At 74.1% G+C, this 22,520-nt stretch carries 22 protein-coding genes and 1 pseudogene; all 23 read left to right on the top strand.

Translation table 11 applies throughout. The features are described from left to right. The first annotated feature begins 80 nt into the window (after positions 1-80). The 23 genes and pseudogenes from H508_RS0108505 (at position 81) to gmk (ending at position 22,495) form a co-directional block, all read left to right on the top strand. On the top strand, positions 81-1,457 hold the full coding sequence (locus H508_RS0108505; RefSeq protein WP_084155245.1) for a replication-associated recombination protein A: 1,377 nt from the start codon (positions 81-83) through the stop codon (positions 1,455-1,457). A 124-nt stretch (positions 1,458-1,581) separates the two neighbouring features. Continuing rightward, positions 1,582-2,211: a 30S ribosomal protein S4 gene (gene rpsD, locus H508_RS0108510; RefSeq protein ID WP_026373746.1), complete on the top strand. Its 630-nt coding sequence runs from the start codon at positions 1,582-1,584 to the stop codon at positions 2,209-2,211. 115 nt (positions 2,212-2,326) lie between these two features. Then, entirely contained in the window at positions 2,327-2,506 is a 180-nt protein-coding gene (locus H508_RS0108515) for a hypothetical protein (protein WP_026373747.1), read from the top strand. 75 nt (positions 2,507-2,581) lie between these two features. Continuing rightward, positions 2,582-5,239, top strand: coding sequence for an alanine--tRNA ligase (gene alaS / locus H508_RS0108520; protein ID WP_026373748.1), 2,658 nt, complete (start codon positions 2,582-2,584; stop codon positions 5,237-5,239). A 14-nt stretch (positions 5,240-5,253) separates the two neighbouring features. Then, positions 5,254-5,724 carry a Holliday junction resolvase RuvX gene (ruvX, locus tag H508_RS17420; RefSeq protein WP_156906035.1) on the top strand — a complete coding sequence of 157 codons (471 nt, stop codon included), beginning with the start codon at positions 5,254-5,256 and terminating at the stop codon, positions 5,722-5,724. Position 5,725: 1 nt separating this feature from the next. Next, on the top strand, positions 5,726-6,802 hold the full coding sequence (mltG, locus tag H508_RS0108530) for an endolytic transglycosylase MltG (RefSeq protein WP_026373749.1): 1,077 nt from the start codon (positions 5,726-5,728) through the stop codon (positions 6,800-6,802). Position 6,803: 1 nt separating this feature from the next. Beyond that, entirely contained in the window at positions 6,804-7,652 is an 849-nt protein-coding gene (locus H508_RS0108535) for a hypothetical protein (RefSeq protein ID WP_026373750.1), read from the top strand. Between the two features lie 2 nt (positions 7,653-7,654). Beyond that, entirely contained in the window at positions 7,655-8,842 is a 1,188-nt protein-coding gene (gene aroC / locus H508_RS0108540; protein ID WP_026373751.1) for a chorismate synthase, read from the top strand. Then, positions 8,839-9,396: a shikimate kinase gene (locus H508_RS0108545; RefSeq protein ID WP_342663266.1), complete on the top strand. Its 558-nt coding sequence runs from the start codon at positions 8,839-8,841 to the stop codon at positions 9,394-9,396. The genes aroC and H508_RS0108545 overlap by 4 nt, the downstream gene beginning before the upstream one ends. A 16-nt stretch (positions 9,397-9,412) precedes the next feature. Beyond that, positions 9,413-10,477: a 3-dehydroquinate synthase gene (aroB, locus tag H508_RS0108550; protein WP_026373753.1), complete on the top strand. Its 1,065-nt coding sequence runs from the start codon at positions 9,413-9,415 to the stop codon at positions 10,475-10,477. A 345-nt stretch (positions 10,478-10,822) separates the two neighbouring features. Next, positions 10,823-11,257, top strand: coding sequence for a type II 3-dehydroquinate dehydratase (aroQ, locus tag H508_RS0108555; RefSeq protein WP_026373754.1), 435 nt, complete (start codon positions 10,823-10,825; stop codon positions 11,255-11,257). 53 nt (positions 11,258-11,310) lie between these two features. Further along, positions 11,311-11,871 (top strand): elongation factor P, encoded by a 561-nt coding sequence (gene efp / locus H508_RS0108560; RefSeq protein ID WP_026373755.1) that lies wholly within the window; start codon positions 11,311-11,313, stop codon positions 11,869-11,871. A 1-nt stretch (position 11,872) separates the two neighbouring features. Beyond that, positions 11,873-12,295: a transcription antitermination factor NusB gene (gene nusB, locus H508_RS0108565; protein WP_026373756.1), complete on the top strand. Its 423-nt coding sequence runs from the start codon at positions 11,873-11,875 to the stop codon at positions 12,293-12,295. A 43-nt stretch (positions 12,296-12,338) separates the two neighbouring features. Further along, positions 12,339-12,465: pseudogene (locus H508_RS17985) on the top strand (FAD-dependent monooxygenase); the annotation flags it as partial. A gap of 268 nt (positions 12,466-12,733) precedes the next feature. Further along, entirely contained in the window at positions 12,734-12,904 is a 171-nt protein-coding gene (locus H508_RS17990) for a hypothetical protein (RefSeq protein WP_342663267.1), read from the top strand. Between the two features lie 70 nt (positions 12,905-12,974). Further along, entirely contained in the window at positions 12,975-13,532 is a 558-nt protein-coding gene (gene pyrR / locus H508_RS0108580; protein ID WP_026373758.1) for a bifunctional pyr operon transcriptional regulator/uracil phosphoribosyltransferase PyrR, read from the top strand. Beyond that, complete coding sequence (locus tag H508_RS15420) at positions 13,529-14,509, top strand: aspartate carbamoyltransferase catalytic subunit (protein ID WP_051223080.1); 981 nt, start codon at positions 13,529-13,531, stop codon at positions 14,507-14,509. The genes pyrR and H508_RS15420 overlap by 4 nt, the downstream gene beginning before the upstream one ends. Beyond that, a complete protein-coding gene (locus H508_RS0108590) occupies positions 14,506-15,819 on the top strand; it encodes a dihydroorotase (protein WP_026373759.1) in 1,314 nt (437 codons plus the stop codon). The genes H508_RS15420 and H508_RS0108590 overlap by 4 nt, the downstream gene beginning before the upstream one ends. Continuing rightward, the gene (locus tag H508_RS15425; protein WP_051223082.1) at positions 15,816-16,298 is read left to right on the top strand and encodes a PH-like domain-containing protein; all 483 of its coding nucleotides are present in this window, start codon (positions 15,816-15,818) and stop codon (positions 16,296-16,298) included. Before H508_RS0108590 ends, H508_RS15425 begins: the two co-directional genes overlap by 4 nt. Then, positions 16,295-17,512 (top strand): glutamine-hydrolyzing carbamoyl-phosphate synthase small subunit, encoded by a 1,218-nt coding sequence (gene carA / locus H508_RS15430; protein ID WP_035254582.1) that lies wholly within the window; start codon positions 16,295-16,297, stop codon positions 17,510-17,512. Before H508_RS15425 ends, carA begins: the two co-directional genes overlap by 4 nt. After that, positions 17,512-20,796: a carbamoyl-phosphate synthase large subunit gene (carB, locus tag H508_RS0108605; protein WP_026373760.1), complete on the top strand. Its 3,285-nt coding sequence runs from the start codon at positions 17,512-17,514 to the stop codon at positions 20,794-20,796. Before carA ends, carB begins: the two co-directional genes overlap by 1 nt. Further along, a complete protein-coding gene (gene pyrF / locus H508_RS0108610) occupies positions 20,793-21,596 on the top strand; it encodes an orotidine-5'-phosphate decarboxylase (protein ID WP_026373761.1) in 804 nt (267 codons plus the stop codon). The genes carB and pyrF overlap by 4 nt, the downstream gene beginning before the upstream one ends. Beyond that, the gene (gmk, locus tag H508_RS0108615; RefSeq protein ID WP_026373762.1) at positions 21,593-22,495 is read left to right on the top strand and encodes a guanylate kinase; all 903 of its coding nucleotides are present in this window, start codon (positions 21,593-21,595) and stop codon (positions 22,493-22,495) included. The genes pyrF and gmk overlap by 4 nt, the downstream gene beginning before the upstream one ends. Positions 22,496-22,520: the final 25 nt, after the last annotated feature.

Consider the following 22,520-nt stretch of genomic DNA (forward strand, 5'->3'; position numbering starts at 1 on the left):
GCGGCGTTCAGGCTACCGCGTGGGCGGGACCGAGCTCGGCGCGGCGGGCCCGTGTGGGCGGCCGCGCCTAGGCTGGATCCATGGCCATGGGGACGACGGCGCCGCTCGCGGTGCGGATGCGCCCGACGAGCCTCGACGAGGTGGTCGGCCAGCGGCACCTGCTGGGCCCCGGCTCGCCGCTGCGTCGCCTCGCCGCGTCGAGCCAGACCGGCGGCGCCGCGAGCGGGCAGAGCGTCATCCTGTGGGGGCCGCCCGGGACCGGCAAGACGACGCTCGCGCAGTCCATCGCGCACTCCTCCGACCGCCGGTTCGTCGAGCTGAGCGCGGTGACGGCCGGCGTGAAGGACGTGCGGCAGGTGATGGAGGCGGCGCTGACCGACCGCGACCTCTACCAGCGCTCGACGGTGCTCTTCCTCGACGAGATCCACCGGTTCACGAAGGCGCAGCAGGACGCGCTGCTGCCCGGCGTCGAGCAGGGCTGGGTGACGCTCATCGCGGCGACGACCGAGAACCCCTCGTTCAGCGTCATCAGCCCGCTCCTGTCGCGCTCGCTGCTGCTGACGCTCGAGCCGCTCGACGACGACGACATCGTCATGCTCGTCGAGCGGGCGATCGCCGACCCCCGCGGCTTCGGCGGGCGCATCGCGCTCGACGACGACGCGCGCGCCCAGCTCGTGCGGCTCTCCTCGGGCGACGCCCGGCGCGCGCTCACGGCGCTCGAGGCCGCGGGCGCGCACGCGCTCGAGGCGGCCAGCGGCGAGTCGGCCGGAGAAGATCCGGCCGGGGACGAGCCGGCCGGAGCGGAAGCGGATGCGCCGGTCACCGTGACGGCCGAAGCGCTCGCGAGCGCGGTCGACCGGGCGCTGCTGCGCTACGACCGGCAGGGCGACGAGCACTACGACGTCATCTCCGCGTTCATCAAGTCGGTGCGCGGCTCCGACCCCGACGCGGCGCTCCACTACCTCGCGCGCATGATCGAGGCGGGGGAGGACCCCCGCTTCATCGCCCGCCGCATCATCGTGCTCGCGAGCGAGGACATCGGGATGGCCGACCCGCAGGGGCTCGTCATCGCGACCGCCGCCGCGCAGGCCGTGCAGCTCATCGGCATGCCCGAGGGCCGCATCCCGCTCGCCGAGGCCGTCGTGTACCTCGCGACCGCCCCGAAGTCGAACCGCTCCTACCTCGGCATCGACCGCGCGATCGCCGACGTGCGCCGCGGCGACTTCGGCCGGGTGCCCACGCACCTCCGCGACGCGCACTACCCCGGCGCGAAGCGCCTCGGGCACGGCAAGGGCTACCGCTACGCGCACGACGCGCCGCACGGCGTCGCGACGCAGCAGCACCTGCCCGACCCGCTCGTGGGGCGCCGCTACTACGAGCCCGGCGCGCACGGGTTCGAGCGCGACGTCGCCGCTCGGCTCGAGCGCATCCGGCGGATCCTCGCCGGCGAGCGCTGATCTGGTAGCCTGGTCGACGGTCCAACGGCAGCCATGCCGACGCATCCGGACCCGCAACCCTCCTTAGGTCTCGGCACTCGGCCGCGACAGCCGCTCGCGCGGCAGCGAATCAGCGAAGGAAGTCATGTCCACGAAGTCCCGTACCCGTTCGAAGGTGCGCCTCTCGCGCGCCCTCGGCGTCGCCCTCACCCCCAAGGCCGCGCGCTACCTCGAGAAGCGCCCCTACGGCCCCGGCCAGCACGGCCGCACCAAGCGCAAGGCCGACAGCGACTACGCCGTCCGCCTCCGCGAGAAGCAGCGCCTGCGCGCCCAGTACGGCATCCGCGAGGCGCAGCTGCGCACGACGTTCAACGAGGCGCGCCGCCAGGCCGGCCTGACGGGTGAGAACCTCGTCGAGCTGCTCGAGATGCGCCTCGACGCGCTCGTGCTGCGCGCCGGCTTCGCCCGCACCATCGCACAGGCCCGCCAGCTCGTCGTGCACCGCCACATCATGGTCGACGGCCAGCGCGTCGACCGCCCGTCGTTCCGCGTGAAGCCGGGCCAGCTCATCCACGTGCACGAGCGCAGCGAGGGCATGGAGCCCTTCCAGGTCGCCGCGGCCGGCGGTCACGCCGGCGTGCTGCCCCCGGTGCCGCCGTACCTCGACGTGCAGCTCGACCGCCTGCAGGCGCGCCTCGTGCGCCGCCCGGCGCGCGCCGAGGTCCCCGTCGTGGCCGAGGTCCAGCTCGTCGTCGAGTACTACGCCGCTCGCTGATCCGAGCGATGCATCGAGAGGGGTCGCCGGAAGGCGGCCCCTCTCGTCGTTAGACTGACTGCGCCCCGGCCGCGACCGGCGTCGGGCGCACCCAGACACCCGAGGGGGACCCGCTGTGAAGAAGCTCCTGTTCCTGGCCATCGGCGTCGTCATCGGCGTCTTCGCCGCGCGCCGCATCGAGGAGACCGAGAAGGGCAAGGCGTTCCTCGACAGCGTCGACGCCCGCAGCCGCGAGTTCACGGATGCCGTCAAGGACGGCTACCAGGCTCGCGACCGCGAGCTGCGAGGCGAGTGACCGCACCCGATCCGAGCCCGGGCGCGCCGCGCCCGGGCTCGTCATGCCCCGCTGGGGCCGGAGAGACCTGACCGAATGCAGACCGCAGAGATCCACCGCCGCTTCCTGGAGCACTTCGAGCGCCGCGACCACCAGATCGTGCCGTCGGCGCCGCTCGTGAGCGACGACCCGGCGATCATGTTCACGATCGCCGGCATGGTGCCGTTCATCCCCTACCTCTCGGGCCGCGTGCCCGCGCCGTGGCCGCGCGTCGCGGACGTGCAGAAGTGCATCCGCACGAACGACATCGAGGAGGTCGGCCGCACGCCGCGGCACGGCACCTTCTTCCAGATGGCCGGCAACTGGTCGTTCGGCGACTACTTCAAGCGCGAGGCGATCGTCTGGGCGTGGGAGCTGCTGACCGGCTCCGAGGCCGACGGCGGCTACGGCTTCAGCCCCGACGACCTGTGGGTCACGGTCTTCGAGACCGACGACGAGGCGGAGCGGCTCTGGATCGAGTCGACCGACGTCGACCCCGCGCGCATCCAGCGCCTCGGCCTCGAGGACAACTACTGGATGACCGGGCAGCCGGGCCCCGCAGGCCCCGACTCCGAGATCTTCTTCGACCTCGGCCCCGAGCACGGCCCCGACGGCGGGCCCGCGACCGGCAGCGACCGCTACGTCGAGATCTGGAACCTCGTCTTCATGCAGGACGAGATCGCCGACGTGCGCTCGAAGACCGAGTTCACGATCGTGCGCGAGCTGCCGCGCAAGAACATCGACACCGGTATGGGCCTCGAGCGCGTCGCCTTCCTCAAGCAGGGCGTGCAGAACATGTACGAGATCGATCAGGTGCGGCCCGTGCTCGACCTCGCGAGCGAGCTCTCGGGCCGCCGCTACGGCGCCGACGCCGAGGACGACGTGCGGATGCGCGTGGTCGCCGACCACGTGCGCTCGTCGCTCATGCTCATGGGCGACGGCGTCACGCCCGGCAACGACGGCCGCGGCTACATCCTGCGCCGCCTCATGCGCCGCTCGATCCGCTCGATGCGCCTGCTCGGCGTGCACGAGGCGACCTTCCCGACCCTCTTCCGCGCGAGCTTCGACGCGATGTCGACCGCCTACCCCGAGCTCGAGCAGTCGTTCGGCCGCATCGAGCGGATGGCGATCGCCGAGGAGGAGACCTTCCTCAAGACCCTCGAGGCCGGCTCGACCGTGCTCGACCTCGCGATCCAGGGCGTCCGCTCCGACGCGGGCCACGTCGTGCCCGGCAAGACCGCCTTCCTGCTGCACGACACGTACGGCTTCCCGATCGACCTGACGATGGAGATCGCAGAGGAGGCGGGCCTCGAGGTCGACCGCTCGACCTTCGAGACGCTCATGAGCGAGCAGCGCACGCGCGCGAAGGCCGACGCGAAGTCGCGCCGCCGGCAGCTCGCCGACCTGTCGGTCTACGCCGACCTGCGCGCGAAGGGCGAGACGGCGTTCCTCGGCTACGACGAGCTCGAGGCCGACGGCGAGGTCATCGGCATCATCGCCGACGGCGCGTCGGCGCAGACCGCGGGCGTCGGCCAGGAGGTCGAGGTCGTGCTGACCGCGACGTCGCTCTACGCCGAGGCGGGCGGCCAGGACAGCGACCAGGGCCGGCTCATCGGCGCGGGCTTCGAGGCCGACGTGCTCGACGTGCAGCGCCCGGTCGCGGGCCTCACGAGCCACATGGTGCGCGTCACCTCGGGCGAGATCGCCGTCGGCGACGTCGCGCGCTCCGTCGTCGACGAGCGCTACCGGCGCGGCGCCAACCAGGCGCACTCCGCGACCCACGTCGTGCACGCGGCGCTCCGCCAGCTGCTCGGCCCCGACGCGGCGCAGTCGGGGTCCTACAACAAGGCCGGCTACATGCGGCTCGACTTCTCGTGGTCGAGCGCGCTCTCGCACGACATGCGGCAGGAGCTCGAGGGCATCGCCAACTCGGCGATCCGCGACGACCTGCCCGTCGAGACGCGGCTCATGCCGCTCGACGAGGCGAAGGCGCTCGGCGCGATGGCGCTCTTCGGCGAGAAGTACGGCGACACGGTGCGCATGGTCGACATCGGCGGCCCGTGGTCCCGCGAGCTGTGCGGCGGCACGCACGTCGACGCGTCGAGCCAGATCGGCCTCATCTCGATCACGAGCGAGGCGAGCGTCGGCTCGACGAGCCGTCGCGTCGAGGCGGCGGTGGGGGCGGATGCGTTCCGCCAGCTGGTCGCGGAGCGCACGCTCGTGAGCGAGCTCACCGGCATGCTCAAGACCCCGCGCGAGCAGCTGCCCGGACGCATCGAGGAGCTCGTGCTCTCGCTCAAGGCGGCCGAGAAGCGCATCGCCGAGTTCGAGTCGAAGCAGCTCGCGTCGCGCGTGCAGCCGATCGCCGATGCCGCGACGCGCGTCGGCGACGTGCTGCTCGCCGCCGTCGACCTCGGCGCGGTCGGCTCGCAGGACGACCTGCGCTCGCTCGCAGGCCAGGTGCGGGAGCGCCTCGGCGCCGAGGCCGCGGTCGTCGCGATCGGCGGCGCCGTCGACGGCAAGCCCGCGATCGTCGTGGCGACGAACGACGCGGCCCGCCGCGGCGGCGCCGCGGCCGGACCGCTCGCGAAGGCGGCGGCCGCGGTGCTCGGCGGCGGCGGCGGCGGCAAGCCCGACATGGCCCAGGGCGGCGGGCAGGACGCGAGCGCGATGCCGCGAGCGCTCGAGGCCGTGCGCGAGGGGCTCGGCCGCTGAGCGGCGCGACGACCGTGCGACGGGGCATCCGGATCGGCGTCGACGTGGGCCGCGCCCGCGTCGGCGTCGCCCGCTGCGATCCCGACGGGCTCCTCGCGACGCCCGTCGAGACGATCCAGCGCGCCGACGTCGACGTCGTCGCGCGGCTCGCCGCGATCGCGGCCGAGCTCGGCGCGATCGAGGCCGTCGTCGGCCTCCCGATCTCGCTCTCGGGCGGCGACACCCCGAGCACGCAGGACGCGCGCGACATCGCCGCGGCCCTCGCGACGGCGATGCCGGTGCGGCTCGTCGACGAGCGGCTCTCGACCGTCACGGCATCCGCCGGCATGCGAGCCGCCGGCCGCTCGTCGCGCCAGCAGCGCGCGAGCATCGACCAGGCTGCAGCGGTCGTGATCCTGCAGCACGCACTCGACAGCGAGCGATCGGCCGGGCGAGCGCCCGGCGAGCTGCTCGGCGACGGCGGCGCTGCCGCCACGGAGGACTGACATGGCAGGACGTCGAGCCCGCGCGCGGCAGGCGCGCAAGCGGCGCCGCATCATCGGCTGGAGCATCGCGCTCGTCGCCGTCATCGGCATCGCGGTCGCGGCCGCGGTCATCGTCCCGCGGCTCGCCGACCGCTTCAGCGGGCCCGAGGACTTCGCCGGCCCCGGCACGGGCGAGGTCGTCGTGCAGGTGCAGCCGGGCGACAACGGCTACGCCGTCGCCCAGACCCTGTACGAGCAGGGCGTGATCGCGAGCACCGAGGCGTTCACCGACATCCTCATCGCCGACCCGTCGATCCAGCTGCACCCCGGCGCCTACCGCGTGCAGCTCGAGATGTCGGCGCAGGGCGCGCTCGACGCGATCCTCGACCCGGCGAACAAGGCCGAGCTGCGCGTCACGGTGCCCGAGGGCTTCACGCTCCCGCAGGTGTACGAGCGGCTCGAGCGCGACCTCGGCATCCCGCAGGCCGAGTTCCTGCAGCTCGAGAGCGACCTCGCGCGCTTCGACCTGCCGGCCGATGCCGTCACGCTCGAGGGCTGGCTCTTCCCGGCGACCTACACGTTCGACGAGGGCGTCACCGCCGAGGGCGTGCTCGAGGCGATGATCGCGCGCCAGGTGCAGGCGCTCGACGCGGCCGGCGTCGCGGAGGCCGACCGCCAGCGCGTGCTGACCTTCGCGTCGCTCGTGCAGCGCGAGGCGCGGCTGCCGGAGGACTTCGGGCGCGTCGCCCGGGTGTTCCAGAACCGGCTCGACATCGGCATGCGCCTGCAGTCCGACGCGACCGTCGCCTATGGCACCGGCAACCTCCACGTCGTCACGACGACGGCCGAGGAGCGCGCGGACGCCGACAACCCCTACAACACCTACGCGCGGCCGGGCCTGCCCGTCGGGCCGATCGGCGCGCCCGGCGACGTCGCGATCCAGGCGGCGCTCTCGCCGACCGAGGGCGACTGGCTTTACTTCGTCACGGTGAACCCCGACACGGGCGAGACGGTCTTCTCCGAGACGCTCGCCGAGCACAACGTCGCGGTGCAGCAGTTCCAGCAGTTCCTGCGCGACAACCCCGGCTGGGGCGGGTGACGTGGCGGCCGGCGCGCTCGCCGCGAGCCGCCGGCTCGCGGTCGTCGGCTGGCCCATCGAGCACTCGCTCTCGCCCGTGCTGCACGGCGCGGCCGCCCGGGAGCTCGGGCTCGACTGGCGCTACGAGCGCCGCCCGGTGCGGGGCGGCGAGCTCGCGGGCTTCGTCGACGTGCTCGACGCGGCATGGCTCGGGCTCTCCGTCACCGCGCCGCTCAAGCGCGAGGCGGCGCTGCTGGCGAGCTCGCTCGACGAGCGGGCGCGGCTGACCGGCGCCGCGAACACGCTCCTGCTCGGCGCCCGCGCGCGAGGCTGGAACACCGACGTCGGCGGCATCGTGCGCGCCTTCGCCGGCGCGGGGCTCGAGGCGGCCGCGACCGGAGCGATCGTCGGGGCGGGGGCGACCGCGGCGTCGGCGCTCGTCGCGCTCGCCGAGCTCGGCGCCGGCAGCATCGCCGTCGCGCTCCGCAGCCCGGCGAAGGGCGCCGAGCTCGTCGCGCTCGGCGAGCGGCTCGGCGTCGAGGTCGCCCTGCAGCCGCTCGGCGACCCGCTGCCCGCCGTCGACGCGGCCGTCTCCACCCTCCCCGCCGCGGCCGACGTCGTGCCTGCCTTCGCGCATCCGCCCTCGAGGCTCCTCGATGCCGACTACGCGCGCGCGGGCGGGTCTCGCTACCGCGGCGCGGTGCCCGCCGGCGCGCTCGTCGACGGCCGCGAGATGCTGCTGGGGCAAGCCGTGCTGCAGGCGCGGATCTTCACGGCGGGCGACGTCGCGTCGCAGCTGCCCGACGAGGAGCGCGTCGTGGCCGCGATGCGGTCGGCGCTCGCGGCCGCGACGGGTCTGGAAGAATCGTGAGCATGCTGCGCTGGCTCACCGCCGGGGAATCCCACGGCCCCGAACTGCTCGCCCTCCTCGAAGGGCTGCCCGCGGGCGTGCCCGTGACGGCGGAGGCGATCCAGGCCGACCTGCAGCGCCGCAAGCTCGGCGCGGGCCGCGGCGCGCGCATGAAGTTCGAGCAGGACGAGCTCTCGATCTCGGGCGGCGTGCGCCACGGGCTCAGCCAGGGCGGCCCGGTCGCGCTGCGCATCGGCAACACCGAGTGGCCGAAGTGGCAGGAGGTCATGAGCGCCGCGCCGCTCGAGGGCGAGCTCACGGGCGCCCGGGCCGCGAAGCTCACGCGGCCCCGGCCCGGCCACGCCGACCTCGTCGGCATGCAGAAGCACGGCTTCGACGAGGCGCGCCCCGTGCTCGAGCGCGCGAGCGCCCGCGAGACGGCCGCGCGCGTCGCGCTCGGCGCCGTCGCGCGCGCGCTCCTCGCCGAGCTCGGCGTCCGGCTCGTGAGCCACACGCTCTCGATCGGCCCCGTGCGCGTGCCCGACGGCGCGCCGCTCCCGGTGCCCGACGACGTCGACCGGCTCGACGCCGACGAGCTGCGCTGCAACGACCCCGCGACGAGCGCCGCGATGCTCGCCGAGGTCGAGGACGCCCGTCGCTCGGGCGACACGCTCGGCGGGATCGTCGAGGTGCTCGCCTACGGCCTGCCGCCGGGCCTCGGCTCCTACGTGCACTGGGACCGCCGCCTCGACGGCCGGCTCGCGCAGGCGCTCATGAGCATCCAGGCCATCAAGGGCGTCGAGGTCGGCGACGGCTTCGAGACCACCCGGCGGCGGGGGAGCGTCGCGCACGACGAGCTGCTCGTCGGCGACGACGGCGTGCGTCGCGAGACCGGCCGCGCGGGCGGCATCGAGGGCGGCATGACGACCGGCGACCCGCTCCGGGTGCGCGCGGGCATGAAGCCGATCGCGACCGTGCCGCGCGCGCTGCGCACGGTCGACGTCGCGACGGGCGAGGCCGCCCAGGCGCACCACCAGCGCAGCGACGTGTGTGCCGTGCCCGCCTCTGGCGTCGTCGCCGAGGCGATGGTCGCGCTCGTGCTCGCCGACGCGATGCTCGAGAAGTTCGGCGGCGACTCGGTCGCCGAGACCCGGCGGAACCTCGAGGCGTACGTCGCCGCGATCCCCGAGCGCCTCCGCACGCTGCCGTGACCGGCGGCGCGGCCCCGTCGGGTGCGGCACCGCGACCCGGCGACGAGGCGAGCGACCGGCCGCCGATCGCGCTCATCGGGCCGATGGCCGCCGGCAAGACCTCGCTCGGCCGCAAGCTCGCGAGCCGCATCGGCCGCACCTTCGCCGACACCGACCGCCTCGTGGTGCTCGAGCACGGGCCGATCCCCGAGATCTTCGCCGAGCACGGCGAGCCCGCCTTCCGCCGCTGGGAGGCCGAGGCGGTGCAGCGCGCGCTCGTGCCGGGCACGGTCGTGGCGCTCGGCGGCGGCGCGGTGCTCGACGAGGGCTCGCGCGAGCTGCTGCGCTCGGCGACGGTCGTGCTCGTGACGGTCGACGAGCGCGCCGCCGAGCGCCGTCTCGCGGGCGGCGCCCGGCCGCTCGTCGCGGACGGCATCGACGCGTGGCGTCGCATCGCGGCGGAGCGCGAGCCGCTCTACCGCTCCCTCGCCGACGTGACCCTCGACACATCCAGGACCCCGATGGCCCGCCTGCTCGACGAGCTGCAGGCCTGGCTCGCCGACCGCGAGCTGTGACCGCGAAGGAGACCCCATGACCACGATCCGCGTCGAGACCGATGCCCCCTACGAGGTGCACGTCGGCCGCGGCGTGCTCGTCGAGCGCCTCCGCGCCTCGCTCGGCGACGCGCAGCGCCTGCTCGTCGTGCACCAGCCGGCGATGAGCCGCGTCGCCGACCACCTGAAGGCCGAGCTCGACGGCGTCGAGGTGCTGCTCGCCGAGGTGCCGGACGCCGAGGCGGCGAAGCGCATCGAGGTCGCGCAGTTCCTGTGGCAGATCATGGGGCAGGCGGAGTTCACGAGGACGGATGCGGTGCTCGGCCTCGGCGGCGGCGCCGTCACCGACCTCGCGGGCTTCGTCGCCGCGACGTGGCTGCGCGGCGTGCGCGTGCTGCAGGCGCCCACGAGCGTGCTCGGCATCGTCGACGCCGCGGTCGGCGGCAAGACGGGCATCAACACCGAGCAGGGCAAGAACCTCGTCGGCGCCTTCCACCACCCCGCGGTCGTGGTCGCCGACCTCGAGCTCGTCGACTCGCTGCCGCGCAACGAGCTCCTGACGGGCTTCGCCGAGATCGTGAAGGCCGGCTTCATCGCCGACCCGCGCATCCTCGAGCTGCTCGAGGGCTCGTTCGACGCGGCGACCGACCCGACGGCGCCGGAGTTCGAGGAGGTCGTCGCGCGCTCGATCGAGGTGAAGGCGCGCGTCGTCGCGAACGACTTCCGCGAGCGCGGGGAGCGCGAGTTCCTCAACTACGGCCACACGCTCGGCCACGCGATCGAGCACACCGAGCGCTACCGCTGGCGCCACGGCGCGGCCGTCTCGATCGGGCTCGTGTTCGCCGCCGAGCTCTCGCGGCTCGCCGGCCGCCTCCCCGAGGCCGTGGTCGACCGGCACCGCGCGATCCTGCAGTCGCTCGAGCTGCCGACGACCTACCCCGTCGGGCGCTGGCAGACGCTGCTCGGCACGATGCGCAAGGACAAGAAGGCGCGCGGCTCGATGCTGCGCTTCGTCGTGCTCGACGATGTCGCGAAGCCCCGCATCCTCGAGGGCCCGGACGACAGCCTGCTGTTCATGGCCTACCAGTCCCTCGCCGACTGAACGGTCACTCCCGCGCGTGAGCGGCGCCCGCGGTGGGTGAGTGGCGCCCCCGGTGGGTGAGTGGCGACGTCGGTGGGTGAGTGGCGGCGTCGGTGGGTGAGTGGCGGCTCGCGTGCGAGCGCAGCGACGATGCCAGCCACGGCGCTGCGGTCGCGGAGGCGCCAGTGACTCGCGGGAGGCGCCACTGACCTGCGGGAGGCGCCACTGACCTGCGGGAGGCGCCACTGACCTGCGGGAGGCGCCACTGACCTGCGGGAGGCGCCACTCACCTGCGGGAGGCGCCACTCACCTGCGGGAGGCGCCACTCGCGCTCGCGGGGCGGCGCGGGTCGGGCAGGATGGGGGCATGCGCATCCTCGTCCTCAACGGGCCCAACCTCGGCCGGCTCGGCACGCGCGAGCCCGAGGTGTACGGCACCGCGACGATCGCCGACATCGCCCCGCTCGTCGAGGCGGCCGGCTCGCTCGAGCGGCGCGTCGAGGCCGACGTGCGGCAGACCGACGACGAGGCAGAGCTCGTTCGCTGGATCCACGAGGCGGTGGATGCGCGCACGCCCGTGATCCTGAACCCGGCGGCGTTCACGCACTACTCGTACGCGCTGCGGGACGCGTGCGCGCAGCTGCAGGGCGTCGCGCCGCTCGTCGAGGTGCACATCTCGAATCCGCACGCGCGCGAGACCTTCCGCCACACCTCGGTGATCTCGGGCGTCGCGACGGGCGTCATCGCCGGCTTCGGGCTCGAGGGCTACCGCCTGGCCGCGGCTGCGATCGTCGGCCGCTAGACTCGTTCGTCGGCCCCGCGGGGGTCCCAGCACGCACCACGGAACGGAACCCCATGGCAACCACGAACGACATCAAGAACGGCGCGGTCCTCAACCTCGACGGCCAGCTCTGGAGCGTCATCGAGTTCCAGCACGTCAAGCCGGGCAAGGGCGGCGCCTTCGTCCGCACGAAGCTCCGCAACGCGCGCAGCCAGAAGGTCGTCGACAAGACCTTCAACGCCGGCACGAAGATCGACTTCGCGACCGTCGACCGCCGCGACTACCAGTTCCTCTACAACGACGGCACCGACTTCGTGTTCATGGACAACGACACGTACGAGCAGCTGCCGATCCCCGCCGACATCGTCGGCGACGCCTCGAAGTACCTGCTCGAGAACGGCACCGCGACCATCTCGATGCACGAGGGGGAGGCGCTCCAGGTCGAGCTGCCCGCATCCGTCGTGCTCGAGATCACGTACACCGAGCCCGGCCTGCAGGGCGACCGCTCGAGTGCCGGCACGAAGCCGGCGACCGTCGAGACGGGCGCCGAGATCCAGGTGCCGCTCTTCGTCGAGCAGGGCACGCGCATCAAGGTCGACACGCGCGACGGCAGCTACCTCGGCCGCGTCAACTGACGTGAGCGGTCAGGAGACCTACCCCTCGCGCCGCAAGGCGCGCAAGCACGCCGTCGAGGTGCTCTACTCCGCGCAGGCGCGGGACGAGGCACCGGAGGCCGTGCTGCGCGACACCGCCGCTCGGCTCGGCTGGGCGAAGCACCCGTGGTTCGCGTTCGCGCGCGAGATCGTCGCGGGCGTCGCGGACGAGCTCGAGGGCCTCGACGAGCTCATCGCCTCGTCGAGCGAGCACTGGACCCTCGACCGGATGCCCCGCACCGACCTCGCGATCCTGCGGGTCGGTGCGTGGGAGCTCGAGCACGAGACGGCGCCCGCGAGCGTCGTGGTGTCGGAGGCCGTGCACCTCGCGAACGAGCTCTCGACCGACCGCTCCGGCGCGTTCATCAACGGCGTGCTCGGCCGGATCGCGGCGCAGCGCGCCTGAGCCGCCGCGCGCGCACGGGCGCGCGAGCGCGGATGATGGCCGCATGGCCGAGCGGACGCACGACTGCATCGTGGTGGGCGGCGGGCCCGCGGGCCTCGTGCTCGGCCTCCTGCTCTCGCGCGCGGGCGTGCGCACCGCCGTGCTCGAGCGCCACGGCGACTTCCTGCGCGACTTCCGCGGCGACACCGTCCACCCCTCGACGCAGCAGGTGCTGCACGAGCTCGGGCTGCTCGATCGCTTCCTCGCCCTCCCGCGACGGGCTGCTCGCGATCGGCGACGCGGCGCACGCGATGTCGCCAGCGGGCGGCGTCGGCATCAACCTCGCGATCCAGGACGCGGTCGCCGCGGCGAACGCTCGCGCCGGGGCTCCGGGCCGCCCGGCCGAGCGAGGCGCTGCTGCACCGCATCCAGCGGCGGCGCGAGCCGTCGGCCCGCGTCGTGCAAGCCGTGCAGCGCCGGCTCGAGACGGTGCTCGTGCGCGTCGCGGAGCCCGGCGCCGCCGTGCCCGTGCCGCTGCCGCTGCGCGTGCTGCAGCGCGCGCCGGCGCTGCGGCACCCTTTGGGCAGGCTCATCGGGCTGGGGCTCAGGCCGGAGCACCCGACGGGGTAGGCCGACCCGGTAGAGTGGAGTCATCAGACAACCTTGAAGCCCGTCCCGTGAGGCGGAGAAGGGAGTCGCTGTGACTCAGCGTGCAGGTGCGCGCACCGTGCTCGGGCCCGACGAGATCGGCCGGGCCCTCACCCGCATCGCCCACGAGATCCTCGAGGCGAACCACGGCGCCGACGACCTCGTCCTGCTCGGCATCCCGACCCGCGGCGTGCACCTCGCCCAGCGGCTCGCCGACCGCCTCGCCGACATCACCGGCATCGGCTTCGCCGACCGGGTCGGCGCGCTCGACGTCACGATGCACCGCGACGACCTGCGGGGCCGCCCGACGCGCGCGCCGCACCCGACGCGCGTGCCCGCCGCGGGCGTCGACGACCGCGTCGTCGTGCTCGTCGACGACGTGCTCTACTCGGGCCGCACGATCCGCGCCGCCCTCGACGCCCTCGCCGACCTCGGCCGCCCGCGCGCCGTGCGGCTCGCCGCGCTCGTCGACCGCGGCCACCGCGAGCTGCCGATCCGCGCGGACTTCGTCGGCAAGAACCTCCCGAGCGCGCGCAGCGAGCACGTCCGGATCCTGCTCGAGGAGGTCGACGGCGCCGACGCCGTGACGATCGAGGACGGCGCCGCATGAGGCACCTCCTCACCGCCTCGATGCCGCGCGACGAGGCCGTGGCCCTGCTCGACCTCGCCGAGGACATGCACCAGATCCAGGACCGCGAGCTCAAGAAGCTCCCGGCCCTGCGCGGTCGCACGGTCGTGAACCTCTTCTTCGAGGACTCGACGCGCACCCGCTCGTCGTTCGAGATCGCCGGAAAGTGGCTCTCGGCCGACGTCATCAACGTGTCGGGCAAGGGCTCGAGCGTCTCGAAGGGCGAGTCGCTGCGCGACACGGGCCTCACGATCGCCGCGATGGGCGTCGACGGCGTCGTCGTGCGCTCGGGCGCCTCCGGCGCTCCCGCGCTGCTCGCCGACTGGATCGGCAGGCCCGTCGTGAACGCCGGCGACGGCACGCACGAGCACCCCACCCAAGCGCTCCTCGACGCCTTCGCGCTCCGCCGCCGGATCCACGGCGACGCCGCGCGCGGCAAGGCGCTCGACGGCGTGCGCGTCGCGATCGTCGGCGACATCGCCCACTCGCGCGTCGCCCGCTCGAACGCGCTGCTGCTGCCGGCGCTCGGCGCCGAGGTCACGCTCGTCGGCCCGCCGCCGCTGCTGCCGCCCGCCGCGAGCGACGGCACTCGGCTCGGCGTGCGCGCCGAACCGAGCCTCGACCGCGTCATCGACGAGCGGCCGGACGCGATGATGCTGCTGCGCGTGCAGCTCGAGCGGCAGGCGGGGAAGGTCGCGCCGAGCGCCGCGGAGTACATCACCGGCTGGTCGCTCACCGACGAGCGCCTCGCTCGGCTGGGCGACGCTCACCTGCTGCACCCCGGCCCGATGAACCGCGGCCTCGAGCTCTCGAGCCGCGCGGCCGACTCCGACCGCTCCGCGATCCTCGAGCAGGTGACCGCCGGCGTCTCGGTGCGCATGGCCGTGCTCTACGCGCTCCTCGCGTCCGACCACCCGGCGCCAGACCACGCATCCTCAGTCTCCGGAGGCGCCCGATGACGACCCTGCTCACCGGCGCCGCCGTGCTCGGCGGCGAGCCGCGCGACCTCGCGATCGAGGACGGCGTGCTCGTCGACCCGAGCGCGATCGACCGTGACCGCGCCGAGGTGATCGACGCATCCGGCCTCGTGGCCCTCCCGGGCCTCGTCGACCTCCACACCCACCTCCGGCAGCCCGGGGGCGAGCAGGCCGAGACCGTCGCGAGCGGCGTGCGCGCCGCCGCCGCGGGCGGCTTCACGTGCGTCTTCGCGATGGCGAACACGAACCCCGTCGCCGACACGCCCGCCGTCGTCGAGCAGGTGCACCGGCTCGGCCTCGAGGCCGGGCTCGCGACCGTGCGGCCCATCGGCGCCGTCACCGTCGGCCTCGCGGGGGAGCGGCTCGCCGACATGACGATGCTCGCCCGCAGCGCCGCTCGCGTCACCGTCTTCAGCGACGACGGGCACTGCGTGCACGACGCCGAGCTCATGCGGCGCGCGCTCGAGCACGCAGCGGCGCTCGACGCGGTCGTCGCGCAGCACGCGCAGGACCCGGCGCTCACGCGCGGCGCCGTCATGCACGAGGGCCCGCTCTCGGCCGAGCTCGGGCTCGGCGGCTGGCCCGCGGTCGCGGAGGCGTCGATCGTCGCGCGCGACGCGATGCTCGCCGAGCTCGCCGGCGCACGGCTGCACGTGTGCCACGTCTCGACCGCCGAGACCGTCGAGGTCGTGCGGGCGGCGAAGGCGCGCGGTGCGCGGATCACCGCCGAGGTCGCGCCCCACCACCTGCTGCTCACCGAGGAGCTCGTGCGCTCCTACGATGCGCGCTTCAAGGTCAACCCGCCGCTGCGCACCGACGCCGACGTGCGCGCGCTCCGCGAGGCGCTCGCCGACGGCACGATCGACATCGTCGCGACCGACCACGCGCCGCACGCGCCCGAGGCCAAGCTCGCGGCGTTCGCGGATGCGTCGTTCGGCATGGTCGGGCTCGAGACGGCCCTGCAGGTGGTGCAGATGGCGTGCGTCGAGACCGGGCTCATGGACTGGGCCGGCGTCGCGCGCGCGATGTCGACGGCGCCCGCCGAGATCGGCCGGGAGCCGGGCTACGACGCGCCGCTTGCGATCGGCTCGCCCGCGCACGTCGTGCTCGTCGACCCCGCCGCGCGCGCCGTCGTCGAGGAGCGGCACCTCAAGGGGCGCTCGGCCAACTCGCCCTACCTCGGCCGGGAGCTGCCCGGCCGCGTGCTGCACGTCTGGCACGGGGGCCGACGCACGCTCGCGGCCGGGGAGATCGTGACCGGGGAGATCGTGACCGAGGAGGTCGGACGATGACGAAGGAGACGTTCGCGCTGCTGAGCGCGGGCGTCGTGGCGCTCATCGCGCTGCTCGCCGTGCTCGGCGTGCTCGCGCACCGACGACGCCAGCGCGACGTCGAGCCGCCGCTGCCGTGGATCGACGCCCGGCCGACCCTCGTCGCCGAGGCGCTCTACGTCGCGACGACGCGCGCCGGCGATCCCTACCAGCGCATCTTCGCCCACGGCCTCGGCTTCCGCGGCCGCACCACGGTCGCGATCGACGCGACCGGCGTGCAGCTCGTCGCCGACCGGCGCGAGGTGCGCATCCCCGCCGACCGCATCCGCGCGGTCGAGCGGGCCACCTGGACCATCGACCGCGTCGTCGAGCCCGGGGGGATCATCGTGATCGCCCACTCGCTCGGCGCCGACGTCGACACCTACCTCCGCATCATCGGCGACGACACCGAGGCGTTCGAGGCGCTGCGCGCCCTCGCCCGGGAAGGAGCACCCCAATGACCACTCCCGCACCCGCGGCCCTCGTGCTCGAGGACGGCACCGTCTACCGCGGCACCGCCTACGGCGCGACCGGCCGCGCGCTCGGTGAGGCCGTCTTCGCGACCGGCATGACCGGCTACCAGGAGACGCTCACCGACCCCTCCTACGCCGGCCAGATCGTCGTGCAGACCGCACCGCACATCGGCAACACCGGCGTCAACGCCGAGGACGCCGAGTCGCGACGCGCGTGGCCCGCAGGCTACGTCGTGCGCGCCGCGAGCCGCGTCGTCTCGAGCTGGCGCGCCGAGGGCTCGCTCGAGGCGCAGCTCGCCGAGGACGGCATCGTCGGCATCGCCGGCGTCGACACGCGCGCCGTCACGCGCCGCCTCCGCGACGCGGGCGCGATGCGCGCCGGCGTCTTCTCGGGCGACGCGCTCGAGTCCGTCGAGGCGATGCTCGAGGCGGTGCGCGAGAGCCCCGAGATGACGGGCCGCAGCCTCGCGGAGCTCGTGTCGACCGAGGAGGCGTACCGGTTGCCCGCGATCGGCGAGTCGATCGGCACGCTCGCCGTCCTCGACCTCGGGGTCAAGGCATCCACGCTCCGCTACCTGCAGCAGCAGGGCTTCGACCTCGTCGTGCTGCCGCAGGGCGCGAGCCTCGAGCAGGTGCTCGAGCACGAGCCGATCGCGGCGTTCTACTCGAACGGCCCGGGCGATCCCGCCGCGAGCGACGCGCAGGTCGAGCTGCTCCAGGGCCTGCTGCGCGAGGACCTGCCGTTCTTCGGCATCTGCTTCGGCAACCAGCTGCTCGGCCGCGCGCTCGGCTTCGGCACGTACAAGCTGCCCTTCGGCCACCGCGGCATCAACCAGCCCGTGCTCGACGTCGCGACCGGCCGGGTGGAGATCACGAGCCAAAACCACGGCTTCGCCGTCGACGCGCCGCTGCGCGAGCAGCTCGAGAGCCCCGCGGGCTTCGGTCGCGTCGAGGTGAGCCACTTCTCGCTCAACGACGAGGTCGTCGAGGGTCTCCGGGCGCTCGACATCCCTGCCTTCAGCGTGCAGTACCACCCCGAGGCCGCGGCGGGACCCAACGACGCCCACCACCTCTTCAGCCGCTTCCGCGAGCTCGTGCTCGCGCACCGCGCCGGCGCGCGCCCGACCGGCGCCGACACGGCGACCGACGACGTGCGCGCCGCCGCCTCCCACGACTCCGACTCCGACCAGAAGGACGCCTAGTGCCCAAGCGCGACGACATCCGCTCCGTCCTCGTCATCGGCTCCGGGCCGATCGTCATCGGCCAGGCGGCCGAGTTCGACTACTCCGGCACCCAGGCGTGCCGCGTGCTGCGCGAGGAGGGCGTGCGCGTCATCCTCGTCAACTCCAACCCGGCGACGATCATGACCGACCCCGACTTCGCCGACGCGACCTACATTGAGCCGATCACCCCCGAGGTGATCGAGACGATCATCGTCAAGGAGCGCCCCGACGCGATCCTGCCGACGCTCGGCGGGCAGACGGCCCTCAACGCGGCGATCGCGCTGCACGAGCAGGGCATCCTCGCGCGCCACGGCGTCGAGCTCATCGGCGCGAAGGTCGACGCGATCCAGCGCGGCGAGGACCGGCAGCTCTTCAAGCAGCTCGTGCTCGAGGCCGGCGCCGACGTCGCCTCGAGCGCGATCGCGTGCTCGGTCGACGACGCGATCGCGTTCGCCGAGGAGTACGGCTACCCGGTCGTCGTGCGCCCGTCGTTCACGATGGGCGGCCTCGGCTCGGGCTTCGCCCACGACGAGGCCGAGCTCCGCCGCTTCGTCGGGGACGGCATCCACTCGTCCACGATCGGCGAGGTGCTGCTCGAGGAGTCGATCCTCGGGTGGAAGGAGTACGAGCTCGAGCTCATGCGCGATCAGGCCGACAACACGGTCGTCGTCTGCTCGATCGAGAACGTCGACGCCGTCGGCGTGCACACGGGCGACTCGATCACCGTCGCCCCGGCCCTCACGCTCACCGACCGCGAGTTCCAGCGGCTGCGCGACATCGGCATCGACATCATCCGGCGCGTCGGCGTCGACACGGGCGGCTGCAACATCCAGTTCGCCGTCGACCCCGCGACGGGCCGCATCATCGTGATCGAGATGAACCCGCGCGTCTCGCGCTCCTCGGCGCTCGCCTCGAAGGCGACGGGCTTCCCGATCGCGAAGATCGCGGCGAAGCTCGCGCTCGGCTACCGCCTCGACGAGATCCCGAACGACATCACGAAGGTGACGCCCGCGTCGTTCGAGCCCGCGCTCGACTACGTCGTCGTCAAGGTGCCGCGCTTCAACTTCGAGAAGTTCCCGGCGGCGGATGCGACCCTCACGACGACCATGAAGTCGGTCGGCGAGGCCATGGCGATCGGGCGCACCTACGCGCAGGCCCTGCAGAAGGCCCTCCGGTCGCTCGAGAAGCGCGGCTCCTCGTTCCACTGGGAGGGCGAGCCGGGCGACGCGGCGGCGCTGCTCGAGGCGGCGAGCGTGCCGACCGACGGCCGGATCGTGACCCTGCAGCAGGCGCTGCGCGCGGGCGCGACGATCGAGCAGGCGCACGAGGCGACCGGCATCGACCCGTGGTTCCTCGACCAGCTCGTGCTCATCAACGAGGTCGCCGACGCCATCCGCGACGGAGACCTCGACGAGGGCAGGCTGCGGCTCGCGAAGGAGCACGGCTTCTCGGACGCGCAGATCGCGCAGCTGCGCGGCATCGGCGAGGCCGAGGTGCGCGAGGCGCGCTGGGCCGCCGGCGTGCGCCCCGTCTACAAGACCGTCGACACGTGCGCGGGGGAGTTCCCGGCCGAGACGCCCTACCACTACTCGAGCTACGACCTCGAGACGGAGGTCGAGCCCTCCGACCGCCGGAAGGTCATCATCCTCGGCTCGGGCCCGAACCGCATCGGGCAGGGCATCGAGTTCGACTACTCGTGCGTGCACGCGTCGTTCGCGCTCTCCGACGCGGGCTTCGAGACCATCATGGTCAACTGCAATCCCGAGACGGTCTCGACCGACTACGACACGAGCGACCGGCTCTACTTCGAGCCGCTCACGCTCGAGGACGTGCTCGAGATCGTGCACGTCGAGCAGGCGGCGGGCGAGCTCGTCGGCGTCATCGTGCAGCTCGGCGGGCAGACGCCGCTCGGCCTCGCGCGCGGCCTCGAGGCGGCCGGCGTGCCGATCCTCGGCACGACCCCCGACGCGATCGACGCGGCCGAGGAGCGCGGCCTGTTCCAGCGGATCCTCGACGGCGCGGGCCTCGTCGCACCCCGGAACGGCACCGCGACGACCGAGGCCGAGGCGATCGAGATCGCCGAGCGCATCGGCTACCCCGTGCTCGTGCGCCCGTCGTTCGTGCTCGGCGGCCGCGGCATGGAGATCGTCTACGACACGGCGGGCCTGCACGGCTACTTCGAGCGCATCGCGGCGCACGGCATCGTCGGCCCGCAGGCGCCGCTGCTCGTCGACCACTTCCTCGACGACGCGATCGAGATCGACGTCGACGCCATCTTCGACGGCGACGAGCTCTACGTCGGCGGCATCCTCGAGCACATCGAGGAGGCCGGCATCCACTCGGGCGACTCCTCGTGCACGCTGCCGCCCGTCGGGCTCGGCCGTGCGCAGCTCGAGGAGATCCGCGGCGCGACCCTCCGCATCGCCGCCGGCCTCGACGTGCGCGGGCCGATCAACGTGCAGTTCGCGTACAGCGCGGGCGTGCTCCACGTCATCGAGGCGAACCCGCGCGCGAGCCGCACGGTGCCGTTCGTCGCGAAGGCGCTCGGCACGCCGATCGCGAAGGCGAACGCGCGCGTGCTCGCGGGCGCGACGATCGCCGAGCTCCGCGCCGAGGGCTTGCTGCCCGAGCGCGACGGCACCGTGCTGCCCCCCGACGCGCCGGTCGCGGTCAAGGAGGCCGTGCTGCCGTTCCGCCGCTTCCGCACCGCCGACGGCCGGATGGTCGACTCGCTGCTCGGTCCCGAGATGCGCTCGACGGGCGAGGTGATGGGCATCGACCGGGACTTCCCGACGGCGTTCGCGAAGAGCCAGGCCGCCGCCTACGGCGGGCTGCCGACCTCCGGCACCGTCTTCGTCTCGCTCTCCGACCGCGACAAGCGCCAGGCGGTGCTGCCGATGCACCGGCTGCAGCAGCTCGGCTTCGACCTCGTGGCGACGACCGGCACCGCCGAGGTGCTCGGCCGCAACGGCATCGCCGTGCGCACCGTGCGCAAGCACTCCGAGGCGGCGGCGGGAGACGGCGCCGAGCCGTCGATCGTCGACCTCATCGACGCGGGGGAGATCGACATCATCGTCAACACCCCCTCGGGCGGCACCGCGCGCGCCGACGGCTACGAGATCCGGGCATCGACGGTCGCGGGCGACAAGGCGCTCTTCACGACCGTCGCGCAGCTCGGTGCCGCGGTCGCGGCGATCGAGGCGGCGCGCGAGCCGTTCGAGGTCACGAGCCTGCAGGAGTACCACGCGCGGCGGTCGGCGTGACCTTCCTCGATCGCCTCCGCGCCGCGGTCGCCGAGCGCGGCGCGCTGTGCGTCGGCATCGACCCGCACCCCGCGCTGCTCGCGCAGTGGGGGCTCGGGGCGGATGCGTCGGGCGCGGAGCGCTTCGGGCGCGCGGTCGTCGCGGCCGCGGCCGGGCGCGCGGGCGTCGTCAAGCCGCAAGTGGCGCTCTTCGAGGCGCTCGGCCCCGCGGGGCTCGGTGCGCTCGAGCGCGTGCTCGCCGACGCGCGCGCCGCGGGCCTCGTGACGATCGCGGACGCGAAGCGCGGCGACATCGGCTCGACGACGCTCGGCTACGCGGCCGCGTGGCTCGAGCCGGGCGCGCCGCTCGAGGCGGACGCGCTCACCGCGAGCCCCTATCTCGGCGTCGGCGCGCTCGACGGGCTCTTCGAGGCCGCCGAGCGCGGCGGCAAGGGCGTGTTCGTGCTCGCCGCGACCTCCAACCCGGAGGGCGCGAGCATCCAGCGCGCGCGGCTCGACGACGGGCGCACCGTCGCGGCGGCGGTCGCCGACGAGGTCGCGGCGCGCAACGCCGCGACGGGCGCCGGCCACGGCCTCGTGATCGGCGCGACGCTCGACCGTGCCGCGTACGGGCTCTCGCCCGACGCATCCACGCCCGTGCTCGCGCCGGGCTTCGGCGCGCAGGGCGCTCGGCTCGCCGACCTGCACCGCCTCTTCCCGGCCGATGCGCTCGTGGTCGCGAGCGCGAGCCGCAGCATCCTGCAGGCCGGTCCGGCGGGGATCGCCGCCGCGATCGACGCCGCCGGGTGGGAGCTGCCGTGAGCCGCCCGGCGATCCCCGACCCCGGTGCCGCCGGGCGGGCGGCGATCGAGGCGCGGCGCGCGCGAGCCGCGGTCAAGCGCGCGCTCGCGACCGGTGAGCGCGGTCCCCGCGACGTCGCCGAGCGCGCGTGGCAGGAGCCGGGCAGCCCGCAGGGGCGGCTGCGCGTCGCCGAGTACCTCGGCAGCCTGCGCGGGCTCGGGCCGGCGCGGGTCGAGGCGCTCATGCGCGAGCTCGCGATCGCGTCCTCCAAGCGGCTCGGTGGGCTCGGCGGTTTGCAGCGCGAGCGCGTTCGCGCTTGGCTGGACCGCGTGGATCCCTCGCGCCGCCCCCGCCTCATCGTGCTCGCGGGACCGACGGCGGTCGGGAAGGGCACCGTCGCGCAGTACGTGCGCGAGCACTTCCCGCAGATCCGCCACTCCGTGAGCGCCACGACCAGGGCGCCGCGGCCGGGAGAGATCGACGGCGTGCACTACGCGTTCGTCTCCGACGCCGACTTCGACCGCATGATCGAGGACGGCGAGTTCCTCGAGTGGGCGACGGTGCACAACCTCTCGCGCTACGGCACGCCGCGCTCGAGCGTGCAGGCGGCGCTCGACGAGGGCTCGTCGGTGCTGCTCGAGATCGACCTCCAGGGCGCGCGGCAGGTGCGGGAGTCGTTCCCCGACGCCGTGCTGCTCTTCCTCGCGCCGCCGTCGTGGGACGAGCTCGTGCGCCGGCTCGTCGGCCGGGGCACCGAGACGCCCGCGGAGCGGGCGAAGCGGCTCGAGACCGCGAAGGTCGAGCTTGCGAGCCAGCCCGAGTTCGACGCGACGATCGTCAACTCCGACGTCGCAGAGGCGGCCCGCGAGGTCGTCGAGCGCATCCTCGCAGCGGAGGCGGAGGGCGCGCCGCGGCAGTAGGCTTCCGCGCATGCGGAGGACCCGG

Origin of the sequence: Agrococcus lahaulensis DSM 17612 (assembly GCF_000425105.1) — a bacterium.
GTDB lineage: Bacteria > Actinomycetota > Actinomycetes > Actinomycetales > Microbacteriaceae > Agrococcus > Agrococcus lahaulensis.

Bases quoted from the DNA above. Each gene is read 5' to 3' on its own strand.
- aroC (WP_026373751.1), top strand. From the start codon at position 7,655: ATGCTGCGCTGGCTCACCGCCGGGGAATCCCACGGCCCCGAACTGCTC.
- efp (WP_026373755.1), top strand. From the start codon at position 11,311: ATGGCAACCACGAACGACATCAAGAACGGCGCGGTCCTCAACCTCGAC.
- mltG (WP_026373749.1), top strand. From the start codon at position 5,726: ATGGCAGGACGTCGAGCCCGCGCGCGGCAGGCGCGCAAGCGGCGCCGC.
- rpsD (WP_026373746.1), top strand. From the start codon at position 1,582: ATGTCCACGAAGTCCCGTACCCGTTCGAAGGTGCGCCTCTCGCGCGCC.
- alaS (WP_026373748.1), top strand. From the start codon at position 2,582: ATGCAGACCGCAGAGATCCACCGCCGCTTCCTGGAGCACTTCGAGCGC.
- carA (WP_035254582.1), top strand. From the start codon at position 16,295: ATGACCACTCCCGCACCCGCGGCCCTCGTGCTCGAGGACGGCACCGTC.
- H508_RS15420 (WP_051223080.1), top strand. From the start codon at position 13,529: ATGAGGCACCTCCTCACCGCCTCGATGCCGCGCGACGAGGCCGTGGCC.
- aroB (WP_026373753.1), top strand. From the start codon at position 9,413: ATGACCACGATCCGCGTCGAGACCGATGCCCCCTACGAGGTGCACGTC.
- H508_RS0108505 (WP_084155245.1), top strand. From the start codon at position 81: ATGGCCATGGGGACGACGGCGCCGCTCGCGGTGCGGATGCGCCCGACG.
- H508_RS0108590 (WP_026373759.1), top strand. From the start codon at position 14,506: ATGACGACCCTGCTCACCGGCGCCGCCGTGCTCGGCGGCGAGCCGCGC.
- aroQ (WP_026373754.1), top strand. From the start codon at position 10,823: ATGCGCATCCTCGTCCTCAACGGGCCCAACCTCGGCCGGCTCGGCACG.
- H508_RS15425 (WP_051223082.1), top strand. From the start codon at position 15,816: ATGACGAAGGAGACGTTCGCGCTGCTGAGCGCGGGCGTCGTGGCGCTC.